Source organism: Brevundimonas sp., from assembly GCF_036732845.1.
GTDB lineage: Bacteria > Pseudomonadota > Alphaproteobacteria > Caulobacterales > Caulobacteraceae > Brevundimonas.
This window is the reverse complement of record NZ_DAINBO010000008.1, coordinates 17,124-30,590: the sequence shown is the minus strand read 5'-3', so window position 1 is coordinate 30,590 and position 13,467 is coordinate 17,124. Positions and strand designations below refer to the sequence as shown.

The following is a 13,467-nucleotide window of genomic DNA, read 5'->3' as shown; positions in this document are numbered from 1 at the left end:
CTCAATCCAGCTCCGGCTGGCCGGCGACCATCTGGAAATCCACGCCCGCGCGCCGCAGCAGGCTGGCGATCAGGATCGCGGGATCGGCGGCCCCCTGATCCAGCAGGCGATCGATGTCGTACGACAGCGACCTGTCGTTCGACACCAGATCCAGGTGATCCAGCCATTCCTGACGGGTCAGCACCCCTTCGGGATTGTCCGCGATCAGGTCCGCCAGCACCCCGAACACATCCTTTTCGGCCACCGCCTCCATCACCAGCCAGAATACGGCGCCGCAGGCATAGTTGGTGCGCAGCTCGCCGCGTCCCGCAGCCGTGACGACGGACTTTCCGGTGGTCAGGTCGATGCAGTCGTCGATCTCGCGTTGCAGTTCCTCGCGGGCGTCATAGGTCGGGTCCAGCGCCGCCAGCGCGCGCACGGCCATGACATCGGCCCCGCCCTCGGTGATCCAGGCGTCGCGGGCGACCTCATAGCGCAGACCCTGGCTGCCCAGCCAGAAATGCGCCGACTCATGGCCGAAGAACCAGCGCGCCCGCGCCAGCACCTCGGGCGAAGGCTCCAGAACCCCCTCGCCCTCGAAGTCGATGACGATCAGATTGGGCAGAACGCTGCCCGCCATGCTGGACAGGTTGTCGGCGGGACCAGACCAACTGACCATCACCGTCGGACGGTCGCCCCGGCGCGGGCCGACGTGGGCGGCGTAATAGTCCATGACCTGTGGCGTGAACCGCTCCAGCTCTTCCTTCAGCCAGGCGGGCAGGCTGGGATCGACCACGGCGGCGATGGCCTCGCCCTGGTCGGGGTCGGTCCCGCCGAACAGCACATAGGTCTCGGCATCCGCCGCCGTGACCGAGGCCTGGCGTTCGCCCCGGAACAGCACCGGTCCCGCCCGATCGCGCCAGGTCGCCTCGGTCAGGCCGCCGGGCAGTTCGACCCCGTTCAGATCGGCCGGCAGGTCGCGCGCCGCCTCGGCGCTGTCCAGAGGGATCAGGTCGAACTGCTCGCTGAACAGGGCCACGGCGCCGTCGCTGAACACCAGCGACGGCGAATATTCGGCCTCCAGGTCTCCGCCCATGGGTCTCATGACGATGCGGATGCGACGCGGCAGGTCGCGGCCGTCGGTGCTTTTCAGCACGTCGTAGTTTCCGATCCGCGCAATCTCGACGCCCGGCGTCTGAACCGTCCAGCGATCCGGCCGCCAGGGTCTGCGCCCTTCGCGCAGCAGGGCCGATACCACGAAGGCGAAGGCCGGACGGCCCAGCGCCAGGTCATAGTCCGCGGTCCAGCACGCGCCGTCGCGGGTCACGGCGACGCGGGCGATGGTGTCCGGCGTCTGGTCCTGGGCCAAGGCGGGCGAGCCGATCAGCCAGGCGGCGGTCAGGACGGTCAGGATGCGGCGCATGTCTCCCCCTTGTTTCCCGCCACGACAGCTCAACTTCGTGACCGCTCCAAGGCGCGGCCGGCCGCCGCCAATTCCTCGGCCATGACCGTTTTCAACCGTTCCGGGGCCAGGATCTCCACCTGTTCGCCCCAGGTGAACAGATGCCAGGCCAGCTCGCGCATGCCCGAGGCCTCGAACCGCACCATGACCGATCCGTCGGGCCTGTCCTGCAACGTCTGGGTCGGGTGCCAGCGCCACCCCCGCGCCTCGGCCGCGCCTTGCGGCGTGACGCACAGTTCGACCTTCTCGATCTGGTCCTGATAGATGCCGAACGACTGGGTCGAGAAGGCCGCCAGGTCGAAGTCGGCGGGCGGCGGGGCGTGCCCCTCCTGGGCCTCGACCCCGCTCATCCGGTCCAGGCGGAAGGTCTGGATCTTGCCGGTCTCGCGGTCGGCGGCGACCAGATAGTTGGCCCGTCCGAACATCAGACCGCACGGCGCCACGCCACGCCGACGCGGCTCGGCCCCCGGCCGTGAATAGAGGAAGCCCAGCGGCCGCTGCGCCAGGACGGCGTTGCGGATCTCGGCCAGCATGGTCTCGTCCGCCGTCGGGCGCGGCCCGGCCTGGACGGCGATGGTCTCGGCCCGCACCAGAGCCTCCAGATCGGGCGCCATGCGGTTCAGGGCGGCCGAGCGCATGGCCGCCTTGATCTTGCGCTCCAGCCCCTCCAGCGCCGCCGCCCGCGCCGGTTCGCCCGCCGCGCGAAGCCCCTGGGCCGCCTTCGTCAGCTCCAGCATCTCGGTCGCGGTCGGCGCCTGCTCAAAGCCGTTCAGCCCGCCCCGGATGCGCCAGCGCTTGCTGGGCGGGTCCGACACCTCCTCGACCGACGGAAACAGCATCAACACCGCGTCGCGCATCCGTTCGGCCGTGCGGCGGCCCACGCCCATGTCGCGCGCCATCTCGTCTAGCGTCAGCCCCTCGGCCGAGGCCGCCATGCGCCGCGCCAGTTCGATGACCATGGCCGCCTTGTCGTGCCGCATCCGTGCGCCCCTGAAATGATACGTCCGATTTTGGCGTAATGCCGCAGCATTGTCCACTCATCGGAACACCGACGAGACCGGAGACACACCATGGCCCGCCGCTTCGCCCCCGCCGCCGCCGTCAACGCCAGCCGCTATCTGATCGTGCCGTGCGAGGCCGAGGGCTGCGCCGACCTGGCCGTGATCTGGGACCGGCTGGAGGAACAGGTGGTCGACGTCATCTCGGCAGCGTCCGCCATGCGCTACACCGACGAGGACGCCCTGTGGGACGAAGCCCGGGGCGGCTGGGAGGCGGCCGACATGCGGCTGGCGGCCTGACGCTCAGTCGGGGTGCTTCAACCGCGTCGAGGCGGCCGAACAGACGGCCAGTTCGCGCACAACGTCCAGGTCGATCTTGTTCAGATCGGTGACATAGACGCACGACACGCTGGACTTGTGCGGACCCATCTTGGCCAGCAGGGCCTCCCGTTCGGGGAACTCCGGCGCGAAATACAGCACCAGATTGGCCTTGCGCGGCGAAAACCCATGCAGCGGCCAATACCCGGTCGGGCCGAGATATTGTCCGTAGCCGATGATCGACGGTCCCCACATCACGGCCTTTTCCCCGCTGACCTCGGTCAGCAGGTCATGAATGACCTGGGCCTGCGCGCGGCGTTTCGGATTCTCGACGGCGGCGATGAAGTCGGCGACCGAGGCGTCGGTGGGTTTGGTCTTGGGTTCGGACGGCATCAGCACGCTCCCATCAGTTGCTCCAACCGTCCGGCGTCCAGCCCGGCGGTGCAAGCTCGAATCCCGCAAAGTCGAAACCCGGCGCGACGGTGCAGCCAACCAGCGTCCAGTCGCCCAGACTCTCCGCCGCCTGCCAGGCGCCGGTCGGAACCACACCCTGCGGCGTCTGCCCCGCCGCCAGATCGGCTCCCAGCGTCAGCACGCCTTGGCCCTCGATGCTGAGCGCCAGCGGCGCCCCGGCGTGAAAGTGCCAGACCTCGACCGCATCGACGCGATGCCAATGTGACCGCTCTCCGGCCTTCAGCAGGAACAGGATCGCCGTCGACGCTGCCCGCCCGTCTATCAACCGGGGATCGCGGAAAGTCTCGCGGTAGTGCCCGCCTTCGGGATGGGCCTGGAAGCCAAGGCGGCGGATGATGTCATCGGCGGTCATGGGTCAGATTGGATCACTGCTTGTGCCAGCCCGGCTGATTGTAAAGGCCGCTAACTCCATGCGGCGGAACGCTCTCGCATCGCGGTGCTACAGGTCGAACACCGTCAGCCAAACCTCTCCAACACCGTGCCTGATGCCAGCGGTCTTGAACCCCGACATATACTCCAAACGCGGTCAGCAAAGCCGTCAGTGTTGCCGCAATCCAAAGAGCTGGTCTCGGCTTTCGCGTTACGTAGCCGGGCTGAAAATGCAGCACCATCGGCGCCAGCATCACCGGTAAGGCGACGGCTAGCCACAAGAACCAACTAACGACCGTTTCTGGTCTTGGACTTCGTAAGAGCGTGCCCCAATCGCCGGGCTGGATCACCTCACAGCCCCTTCACGATCCCTTCGACCATCTTCTTGGCGTCGGCGAACAGCATCATGGTGTTGTCGCGGAAGAACAGCTCGTTCTCGACGCCCGCATAGCCCGAACCCATGCCGCGCTTGATGAACAGCACGGTGCCGGCCTTCTCCACATCCAGCACGGGCATGCCGTAGATCGGCGACTGGGGGTCGGTCTTGGCGGCGGGGTTGGTCACGTCGTTGGCGCCGATGACGAAGGCCACGTCGCAGGTCGAGAATTCGCTGTTGATGTCCTCCAGCTCGAACACCTCGTCATAGGGCACATTGGCCTCAGCCAGCAGCACGTTCATGTGGCCGGGCATGCGGCCGGCGACGGGGTGGATGGCGTATTTCACCTCGACGCCCTCCTCCTTCAGCTTGTCGGCCATTTCACGCAGGGCGTGCTGGGCCTGGGCCACCGCCATGCCGTAGCCGGGCACGATGATGACCTTTGAGGCGTTCTTCATGATGAAGGCGGCGTCGTCGGCGCTGCCCTGTTTGACCGGCCGGGTCTCGACGTGGCCGCCCGCCGCGCCCGCCGTCTCGCCGCCGAAGCCGCCCAGGATGACGCTGAAGAAGCTGCGGTTCATCCCCTTGCACATGATGTAGCTGAGGATGGCGCCGGACGACCCGACCAGGGCGCCGGTGATGATCAGGGCGATGTTCTCCAGCGTGAAGCCCAGGGCCGCCGCCGCCCAGCCGGAATAACTGTTCAGCATCGACACCACCACCGGCATGTCGGCTCCGCCGATGGGGATGATCAGGGTCGCGCCCAGGATCAGGGCGATGGCGAACACGCCCCAGAAGGCCCAGACCGCCGTCCCGCCCGAACCGATCATGACCCCGATCAGCAGCACCAGGCCCAGGGCCAGGCCGATGTTGATCAGGTGCCGCGCCGGCAGGATGATCGGCGCCCCGCTCATGTTTCCGTTCAGCTTGGCGAAGGCGATGACCGAGCCGGTGAAGGTCACCGCCCCGATGGCCACCCCCAGGCTCAGCTCGATGATCGAGGCGGTCTTGATCCCGCCCAGTCCGTTGGCGATGCCGAAGGCCTCGGGCGCATAGACGGCGCCGACCGCGACCAGACAGGCGGCCATGCCGACCAGGCTGTGAAAGGCGGCCACCAGTTGCGGCATGTCGGTCATGGCGACGCGCTTGGCGATCAAGGCGCCGGCGCCCCCGCCCACGACAACGCCGCCAGCGATCAGACCCAGGGTCAACGGGTCCAGCGCGCCCGAGGTCCCCAGCGTCAGCAGGGTGACCCCGATGGCCAGGGCCATGCCGATCATGCCGAAGGTGTTGCCCTGGCGGCTGGTCTCGGGGCTGGACAGGCCCCGCAGCGACAGGATGAACAGGACGCCCGCCGCCAGATAGGCCAGTGCCGCGATCGATGCGTTCATGTGTCCTGTTCCCTCAGAAGGCGTTCGAGTTCGGCGATCAGGGGCGGAAAATCATTCCGCACCGTATCCACGAGGATTTGAAGACTGACCTTGCCGTAGTCGTGGACGAGGATGTTTCGCATGGCGACCGACGCCCGCCACGCCACCGACGGCGCCCTGTCGCGAATGTCGTCCGGGACCTTGCGCGCCGCCTCCCCGACGATCTGCACGGCGTGCAAGATGGCGTAGGCGTAGAGGGGATCGGCGTCGAGTTCGGTCGGTCCCCGAGCGTCGAGAAACGCCAGCGCCTGGGCGGCGTTATCGCGCATCTCCGTCAGCCTGATCCGAACGGCCTCATCCATCAGGCCACCACGAGGTCACGGCCCATGTACGCCCATCGATCGGGCTTCATCGCCTCGCGCCCGATGAGATCGACACGTCGCCCAAGTCGGTCCTCCAACTCCACGACGATCGCGCCGAGATCCAACAGAGTGGGCCGCCCGATCACGTCATAGACGACATCGACATCGCTGTCGGTGCGCCCCTCGCCCCTGGCGATAGAGCCGACGATCCCGACCAGTTCGACCCCCATGGCCCGTGCGGACGGCCGCTCTTCCCGAACGGCGGTCAGCGCCTGGTCCAGAAGGGTCCGCGGTTCGCCCATCAGTCCCTCCCTGCGGCCATCGTTCGCGTCAGCCGCCACAGGGCGGCGGCGATGAAGATCGGTCCCAGCACCAGCAGCAGCCAGTCGAAGGCGGTCCACGCCTTGGTCTGGACGATCACCCGCGCCACTATGGCCGAAAAGACCAGCACCATGCCGCAGTCCTGAAAACGCAGCTTCTGGATGGCGGTCTTGGCGCCGATCCAGCTCCAGACCCACAGGCCCAGCCCGACGCCGGTGGCGGCCCAGGAGGCGAAGATCGCGATGCGGACGGCGTCGGGCGTCATCCGGCCCCCGAAGCCGCCTTGGGCCTGTCCTTCTTCTTGTACATGGCCAGCATCCGTCGGGTGACCATGAAGCCGCCGAAGATGTTGACGCTGGCCAGGGTCACGGCCGCGACGCCCGCGCCCTTGGCGATCCAGCCATTCACGCCGGTCGCATCGCCCGACAGGGCCGCCGCCGCCAACAGCCCGCCGACGATGATGACGCTGGAGATGGCGTTGGTCACCGCCATCAGCGGCGTGTGCAGGGCCGGGGTCACCGACCAGACGACGTAATAGCCGACGAAGATCGCCAGCACGAAGATGGCCAGGCGGAAGACGGTGGGATCGACGTGTTCCATCAGTTCTTCCTCGCCGTCATCACGGTTCGCAGCGCCAGGCCCAGGAAGATCAGGGTGAACGCGCTGTAGAGCAGCTTCATCGGCATGCGCCAGTCCGGCCCGCCGAGGGCCTGCACCGCCCAGAGACCGATCCAGACACACAAGAGCAGGACGCCGAGCGCCGCCGTGGCGGAAAGGAAGCCGTGCAGAAATCCATTGTCCTTGGGCGTGTCGTTCATCCCCTCACCCCCTCATGCACAACGGCGCCGCCGTGAGTGACGACCGCCGCCTTCAGGATCTCGTCCTCCAGATCCAGCGCCACGGCCCCGTCCTTCACCATGAGGTCCAGGAAGGCGACCAGGTTGCGGGCGTACAGATTGCTGGCGTCGGCCGCGATCCGGCCGGGCAGGTTGGCGGGCGCGACGATGGACACGCCGTTCGCCGTCACCGTCGTCTCGTTCAGCTTGGCGCCCTGGACGTTTCCGCCGTTCTCGATGGCCAGGTCGACCAGCACCGAGCCGGGCTTCATCGAGGCCACCTGCTCGGCCGTGACCAGCACCGGCGCGGCGCGGCCGGGGATCAGGGCGGTGGTGATGACGATGTCCTGTTTCTTGATGTGCTCGCCGGTCAGGGCCGCCTGTTTGGCGCGGTATTCGGCGGACATCTCTTTCGCATAGCCGCCCGCCGTCTGGGCGTTGGCGAACTCTTCGTCCTCGACGGCGATGAATTTGGCCCCCAGGCTCTCGACCTGTTCCTTAGTGGCCGGGCGCACGTCGGTGGCGGTGACCACCGCGCCCAGCCGCCGCGCCGTGGCGATGGCCTGCAGACCCGCCACGCCCACGCCCATGACGAAGACCTTGGCCGGGGCGACCGTGCCCGCCGCCGTCATCATCATCGGGAAGCCGCGTCCAAAGGCGTTGGCCGCTTCGATCACCGCGCGGTATCCGGCCAGGTTGGCCTGGGACGACAGCACGTCCATGACCTGGGCGCGGGTGATGCGGGGCACGAACTCCATGGCGAAGGCGGTCGCGCCCGCGCCCTTCAGCGCCTCGACCGTGTCCTTCTCGCGATAGGCGTCCAGCATGGCGATCACGATGGCGCCGGACTTCAGGGCGCTGATCTCCTGGGCCGTCGGGCCGCGCACCTTCAGCAGCACGTCGGCGTGGGCCAGGGCGGCCTTGGTGTCCTTGGCGATGGTCGCGCCGACGGCGGCGTAGTCGGCGTCGGGGATGGAGGACCCCAGACCCGTCCCCGCCTCGACCGCCACGGTCGCGCCCATGGCGATCAGCTTCTTCACCGTCTCGGGCGTGACGGCGCAGCGAGTTTCGCCCTCTCGGCGTTCGCGGGTGACGGCGACGGCGACGGCCAAGCGAATCTCCCCGTTCAATCTGAACGGTGCGACGTTAGGCCGATTGTCGGGGAGGCGTCAAAGCACGCTCAAGCCGTGAGCGGCCGCGTCGCGAGCGGCAGCGCAAGAATTCAGTGCGAGGTCGGCTTGGAGCGCAGGAAGAACCAGCCCGCCGCCAGCATGAAGGCCCCCGCGAAGAAGCCCGAGAAGAAGCTGCCGTTCGGCATGAACCACAGGGTCAGGAACAGCACGACCGCGCCGATGATCAGCGAACCCCACTTGGCCAGGGCCAGGAACAGATGCCAGGTCGAGACCTGTTCGCTGATCTCCTGCGAGCCGCGGGCGTAGTCGTCGGTGTGTTTGGAAGCGGCCATGGCGGTCTCGGGCGTCCTCAGAGTCGGTTCGTGGCTCTTATAACCGGGACGACGGTCGGCTCAAGCCCGCTCGCTCGCGATTGGCGCCGCGTCATCGCCTGATCTCGGGATGGCGCGCCTCGAAGACGGCGAAATCGTCGATGACGTCCACGTCGAACCGCCTGGCCTGATCCAGGTCCTCGCGGCCGCCGGCGTCGCCGAGCGCCAGGCGCGCCAGGCCGCGTCCATACAGCGAGGCCGACTGGTTCGGCTGGCCCGCCAGGGCCTGGTCATAGGCGGCCTTCGCCTCCTCGTATCGGCCCAGATGCAGCAGAACCATCGCCCGGCTGTCGATGATGCTGGCCTCGCCCGTGGCGACGGCGACGTCGCAATCGGCCAGGGCCTGATCCAAGTCGAAACCGGTGATGCCCTGGTTCCAGCAGATATTGTTCATCAGGAAGGGGTTTCCGCCCGACACGGCCCGCAGGGTCGCGAAGTCCGCGCGGGCGCCGGGGGCGTCGCCGGAACGGGCGCGAAGCTCGGCGCGCAACGTCAGCAGATTATAGTTGTCCGGCGACGCCGCGATCCCGGCGTCGATGGCCGTCAGCGCTTCCTCGAACCGGCCCTGCCGCCTGGCGATCTCGGCCAGGATGTTGTTCGCGACATAGTTGACGGGATCGGTCTCCAGCTTGGCCCGCGCCAGAGTCCGCGCCTCATCCGCCCGATCCAGACGGATCAGGGCGCGCGCCTCGCCGAACAGCCCCGTGTCATTATTCGGCAAGGCGGTCTTCAACGCGCGATAGTCGGTCAGGGATCGGTCCCAGCGCCCGATCTGGTGATAGGCCGCGCCACGTCGCGACAAGGCCTCCACATCCGTCGGGTCCAACCGCAGGGCGATCGTCAAACTGACGACGGCGTCGGCGTAGCGGCCTTCGCTCGCGGCGACGCGGCCCTGGCCCACCAGGGCCTCGACATCGACGGGGTCCAGTTCGACGACGTGGTCGAAATCCTCACGCGCGCCGGTGAAGTCGTTCTGGTCCAGCCGCACGTCGCCGCGCGTGCGGCGCGCCTTGGCGTTGTCCGGCTCCTTCGCGACGGCGGCGTCCAGCAGCGCCAGCGCGCCTTCGTTGTCGCCGGATTTCCACAGCGCCTCGGCGCGTTCGACCAGTTCGGACACGGCGTCGTCGCCAGGCTCCAGCCGGGCGCGGTCGGCGTCCGTGGCGGCATAGGCGGCGGGCGCGCGGATGCGGGCGACGGTGTCGACCAGGCTTTCCGAACGTTTGCGCGCGCGGTCCATCTCCTCGGCCGAGATTTCAGGGGCCAGGCTGGTCATGATGCGCGTCACCACGGCGACGCCGTCGTTCAGAGCCGCGCGACGCTCGATGCGATAGCCGCCCGCCTCGATCACCTGATCGCCGCCCTCGATGCTGAACCCCTCACCGCCGTTGGGCAGCCGGACCCGCACCGTCACCCTGCTCATGAACGGATGATACAGGGCGTAGGGATAGTCGGCGTAGGGCGCCTGAAGGCCCTCGCGTTTCGGCTGATTGGGAATCGTGATGGCCGCCTCGGCCACGCCCATGACCCGGCCGCCCGTCGTATTGACCCAGCTCAGCCGCCCCTTGGCGTGGAAGATCAGGTGGAAGGTGTTGGTCTCGTCGTCATAACGGGTGTCGACCGATTCCATCTTCAGGGTGCCGGAATCGTCGTCCATCGACGCCCGCATCATGGTCTCCAACTGGTCGCGCGGGACCGAGCCGACCCGTTGACGCATCTGCACCGCCGAATCGCCGCGATAGATGAAGTCCATCGTGATCGGCGTTTCCGCATCGAGACCCGCCGAGGCGTCGGCGTCCAACACGGTTTCGACGTTGGGCAGGCTGGGCGAAGGCTGTTCAATCGGCAGGAAGCCCGCGCCCTCGGCCCGAACCGGCAGGCCCCAGTGGTAGGACGGCGGGACCAGATCGGCCAGGCTGCGGTCGCCGACGCGGGCGCCGTCCATCCAATAGACCCGGCCGCCGATGGTCGCGCGGACGATCACATGGTCGAACCAGCCCACCACGGGCGGCCGCTCGGGCAGGCCGTCGCCGTTGCCGGTGCTGACCATGGCCGCCTCGGCCTCGATGCCCAGGCCGTGCAGCAGGGCCAGCAACAGCACGGTCTTGCCCTTGCAGTCGCCGTAACGGCTGCGCCACACCTCGTCGGCGCTCATCGGCACATAGCCACCCTCGCCCATCGACAGGGCCAGATAGCGGACCTCGTCCTGAACCAGACGCAGCGCCGCCGCGGCCCGCGCCTCGTCGGTGTCGTGGGCGGCGCGGAGGCGTTCGATCTCGGCCGTCAGCGGCGAATCCGGCTCCAGCGTCTCGGCCCGGGCGTACAGCGGCGCCATCAGGGTCGAGACCGCGCTCCAATCGGCCATGTCGGTGATCTGGGTCGTCCGGTTCAGGCGGAAACGGCCCGGCAGATTGTCGGGCAGGTGTTCGGGCGCCAGGTCGCGCGCCTCGATCTGGAACACCCAGTCCCGCCCCTGGCGTTGGGGACGGACGTCCGTCCACGGCGCGCTGGCCGTCGCTTGCAGGGTCATGTTCGCGGGCCAACTGGCGCGCATCCGGTAATAGACGACGGGCAGACCGGAACTCAGTTGCGACAGGGCCTCGCGGTGCGGCGCCAGCACCCCGCCGTCGTCGTGGATGGTGAAGGCCGTCTCCACGATGTCGCCGACCCGCACGTCGCGCGGTTGCAGCGTCGCCGTCAGCCGCCCGTCCAGCATGGAGGATTCCAGATTGTCCTCGCGGCGCAGGGTCTGGAAGGTCTGGCCCTCCAGGGCGTCGATCACCTGGTCCCCGCGGATGATGCGCACGGCATGGACCTGAAGCCGGTCGCGCGGCGGATTCCAGACGGCGCTGACGGTGCTGACGTAGGGCAGTCCCTGGCTGGTCTGCACCTGGATACGGCGCAGGTAGAAGGTGTGCACGCCCTCGGCGTCCAGGCGGATCTGTTCATCGACCGCCAGCATGCGGATCGGGGCGTCATCGGGCGTCGCCGGGGCGTTCGTCAGGGGCAGCGGTTCGACCCAATCGGGGACCGGCGCGCGCTCGACCTCCTGCGCCGACGCCACGCCGCCGATCAAGGCCGCTCCGGCGGTCGCCGCCGCAATCAGAACTCGCACCATGCCGTCGCACCCTTTTTACGCGGGTTAGACAGGAAGGCGGCGCCGACCATACGTCAAGTGATGGATCGATTCAGGCGACGGCCTCGAACTGATCCACCAGCCGCTCCAGCCGCTTGCAGCCCGCCGCCCAGAAGGCCGGGTCGCGCGGGTTCAGGCCGAACGGCTTCAGCGCCTCGACATAGGTCCGGGTCCCGCCCCCGGCCAAAAGCTCGCGGTACAGCGGCGTGAACCCCGCCGGATCGGCCCGCCGCGCCTCCATCAGCGCCGAGACCAACAGGTCGCCGAAGGCGTAGGCATAGACATAGAAGGGCGTGTGCACGAAGTGGCTGACATAGCTCCACCAGTGCTCATAGCCGGGGTTCAGCGTCACGGCCGGTCCCAGACTGGCCCCCATCTCCTCCAGCCAGATCTGGCCGATGCGCTCGACCGAGACCTCGCCCGACTGGCGTTCGTCATGGAAACGGGTCTCGAAGCGGTGGAAGGCGATCTGGCGCACCACGGTGTTCAGACCGTCCTCGATCCGCCCAGCCAACAGACCGCGCTGTTCCGACTTCGGCGAGATCGCCAGCAGCCGGTCGAAGGTCAGACCCTCGGCGAAGATCGACGCCGTCTCGGCCAGCGTCAGCGGCGTGTCGCCCAGCAGCGTCCCCTGCCCGGCCGCCAGGGTCTGGTGCACCCCGTGCCCCAGTTCGTGCGCCAGGGTCAGCACGTCGCGCCGCTCGCCCATCCAGTTCAGGAAGACATAGGGGTGCCGATCCGCCGTCACGGGGTGGGAATAGGCGCCCGACTGTTTCCCGGGCCGCGCCCGCCCGTCGATCCACGGCCGGTCGAAGAACAACCGCGCCCGGTCCGCGAAGTCCCCGCCCAGATCGGCGAAGCTGTCCAGCACCACCGCCTTGCCCTGATCCCAGTCATAGGCGCGCGGGGCCGTCGTCTCGATCGGGGCGTTGCGATCCCACTGGTCCAGCCGCGCCTTGCCCATGGCCTTGGCCTTCAGCGCGTAATAGCGGTGCGACAGACGCGGATAGGCCTGAGCCACCGCCTCGGCCATGGCGTCCACGGCGTCGCCGTCGACTTCATTGCCCAGGTGGCGGCTGTCGGCGGGACGTCTGAATCCGCGCCAGCGTTCCTCCATCGCCTTGTCGGCGGCGACGGTGTTCAGCACCAGGGCCATGGTCCGCGCCTCGGCGCCCAGGGCGGTGTTCAGCCCCTCGGCCGCCGCCTTGCGCCGCGCCGTCTTCGGGTCCGACAGCCGGTTCAGCGCCTCGGACAGGGTCAGGGTCTCCTTGCCCGCCTCGACCCGCAGGGCCGCGAGCGTTTCGTCAAACAGACGCGGCCATTGGGCCGAAATCGGCGCGCGTTCGGCGATGAACCGCTCCAGCTCGGGCGACAGTTCATGCGGCTTCATCGCCCGCACCCGCCGCAGCCAGGGCCGCCAGCGCGCCGCATTCGGATCGGCGGTCAAGGCCGCCTCCAACGCCGCGTCGTCGATCTGGTTGATCTCCAGCGTCAGCCACACGGTCGGCGTGGCGATGGCGGTGATCTTTTCGCGCAGGTCGGCCTCGAACCCTTGCGCGTCCGCATCGTCGCGCGCCGTCGAGGCGGCCAGGAAGGCATAGGCCCCCAGCGCGCCCAACAGGTCCGACGCCCGTTCGTACAGGCCGATGGCCTGGTCCAGCAGGCCGCCCAGGACCGCCGCATCGCCCGCCGACGCCGCCAGCCGGCCCTCCAGCCCGTTCAGCTCGGCGACCACGGCCTGGGCGGCGGCCAGGTCCCCAGCCACGCGGGCGTCATCGCGGGCGGAATACAGATCGGACAGGTCCCATGACGGGGCGTCGGGCGTGACGGGGGCGGCGGTCTTGAAGGGTGCGTTCATGCCGGGATTAGTGGGGACGCCGAAGCCCCGACGCAACGGCCTTCGCGTCCGAACGGGTCTGGCGCGCGCCGACCGCCCGGCGTAAGCCGACGCCCCGCGAACGAGGA

General features: G+C 68.5%; 15 protein-coding genes. 1 reads left to right on the top strand and 14 read right to left on the bottom strand.

The features are described from left to right. Position 1: 1 nt before the first annotated feature. Positions 2 to 1,402 (bottom strand): hypothetical protein, encoded by a 1,401-nt coding sequence (locus V7D63_RS04585; RefSeq protein ID WP_333591081.1) that lies wholly within the window; start codon positions 1,400 to 1,402, stop codon positions 2 to 4. Between the two features lie 29 nt (positions 1,403 to 1,431). Beyond that, a complete protein-coding gene (locus V7D63_RS04580) occupies positions 1,432 to 2,421 on the bottom strand; it encodes a helix-turn-helix transcriptional regulator (RefSeq protein WP_333591080.1) in 990 nt (329 codons plus the stop codon). Positions 2,422 to 2,511: 90 nt separating this feature from the next. Here V7D63_RS04580 and V7D63_RS04575 point away from each other — a divergent pair, with 90 nt between their 5' ends. Then, on the top strand, positions 2,512 to 2,739 hold the full coding sequence (locus V7D63_RS04575) for a hypothetical protein (protein ID WP_333591079.1): 228 nt from the start codon (positions 2,512 to 2,514) through the stop codon (positions 2,737 to 2,739). A 3-nt stretch (positions 2,740 to 2,742) separates the two neighbouring features. Here the strand turns inward: V7D63_RS04575 and V7D63_RS04570 are convergent, their stop codons facing one another. The 12 genes from V7D63_RS04570 to V7D63_RS04515 all read right to left on the bottom strand — a co-directional run bounded on the left by V7D63_RS04570 (position 2,743) and on the right by V7D63_RS04515 (position 13,360). Beyond that, the gene (locus V7D63_RS04570) at positions 2,743 to 3,150 is read right to left on the bottom strand and encodes a DUF1801 domain-containing protein (protein ID WP_333591078.1); all 408 of its coding nucleotides are present in this window, start codon (positions 3,148 to 3,150) and stop codon (positions 2,743 to 2,745) included. A gap of 13 nt (positions 3,151 to 3,163) precedes the next feature. Further along, positions 3,164 to 3,583, bottom strand: a complete 420-nt coding sequence (locus V7D63_RS04565) for a cupin domain-containing protein (RefSeq protein ID WP_333591077.1) — start codon at positions 3,581 to 3,583, stop codon at positions 3,164 to 3,166. Between the two features lie 368 nt (positions 3,584 to 3,951). Beyond that, positions 3,952 to 5,367, bottom strand: coding sequence for an NAD(P)(+) transhydrogenase (Re/Si-specific) subunit beta (locus tag V7D63_RS04560; RefSeq protein WP_333591076.1), 1,416 nt, complete (start codon positions 5,365 to 5,367; stop codon positions 3,952 to 3,954). Then, positions 5,364 to 5,675, bottom strand: a complete 312-nt coding sequence (locus V7D63_RS04555; RefSeq protein ID WP_333591075.1) for a HepT-like ribonuclease domain-containing protein — start codon at positions 5,673 to 5,675, stop codon at positions 5,364 to 5,366. The genes V7D63_RS04560 and V7D63_RS04555 overlap by 4 nt, the downstream gene beginning before the upstream one ends. Positions 5,676 to 5,707: 32 nt before the next feature. Next, positions 5,708 to 6,010: a nucleotidyltransferase domain-containing protein gene (locus tag V7D63_RS04550; RefSeq protein WP_333591074.1), complete on the bottom strand. Its 303-nt coding sequence runs from the start codon at positions 6,008 to 6,010 to the stop codon at positions 5,708 to 5,710. After that, positions 6,010 to 6,294, bottom strand: coding sequence for a hypothetical protein (locus V7D63_RS04545; RefSeq protein ID WP_333591073.1), 285 nt, complete (start codon positions 6,292 to 6,294; stop codon positions 6,010 to 6,012). Before V7D63_RS04545 ends, V7D63_RS04550 begins: the two co-directional genes overlap by 1 nt. Then, positions 6,291 to 6,629, bottom strand: a complete 339-nt coding sequence (locus tag V7D63_RS04540; protein WP_333591072.1) for an NAD(P) transhydrogenase subunit alpha — start codon at positions 6,627 to 6,629, stop codon at positions 6,291 to 6,293. The genes V7D63_RS04545 and V7D63_RS04540 overlap by 4 nt, the downstream gene beginning before the upstream one ends. Continuing rightward, positions 6,629 to 6,847 (bottom strand): hypothetical protein, encoded by a 219-nt coding sequence (locus V7D63_RS04535; protein WP_333591071.1) that lies wholly within the window; start codon positions 6,845 to 6,847, stop codon positions 6,629 to 6,631. The genes V7D63_RS04540 and V7D63_RS04535 overlap by 1 nt, the downstream gene beginning before the upstream one ends. Beyond that, the gene (locus V7D63_RS04530; RefSeq protein ID WP_333591070.1) at positions 6,844 to 7,977 is read right to left on the bottom strand and encodes a Re/Si-specific NAD(P)(+) transhydrogenase subunit alpha; all 1,134 of its coding nucleotides are present in this window, start codon (positions 7,975 to 7,977) and stop codon (positions 6,844 to 6,846) included. Before V7D63_RS04530 ends, V7D63_RS04535 begins: the two co-directional genes overlap by 4 nt. Positions 7,978 to 8,087: 110 nt before the next feature. Beyond that, positions 8,088 to 8,330: an aa3-type cytochrome c oxidase subunit IV gene (locus V7D63_RS04525; protein WP_333591069.1), complete on the bottom strand. Its 243-nt coding sequence runs from the start codon at positions 8,328 to 8,330 to the stop codon at positions 8,088 to 8,090. A gap of 91 nt (positions 8,331 to 8,421) precedes the next feature. Continuing rightward, the gene (locus tag V7D63_RS04520; protein ID WP_333591068.1) at positions 8,422 to 11,481 is read right to left on the bottom strand and encodes a tetratricopeptide repeat protein; all 3,060 of its coding nucleotides are present in this window, start codon (positions 11,479 to 11,481) and stop codon (positions 8,422 to 8,424) included. A 73-nt stretch (positions 11,482 to 11,554) separates the two neighbouring features. Then, positions 11,555 to 13,360, bottom strand: a complete 1,806-nt coding sequence (locus V7D63_RS04515; protein WP_333591067.1) for a M3 family oligoendopeptidase — start codon at positions 13,358 to 13,360, stop codon at positions 11,555 to 11,557. Positions 13,361 to 13,467 lie beyond the last annotated feature (107 nt).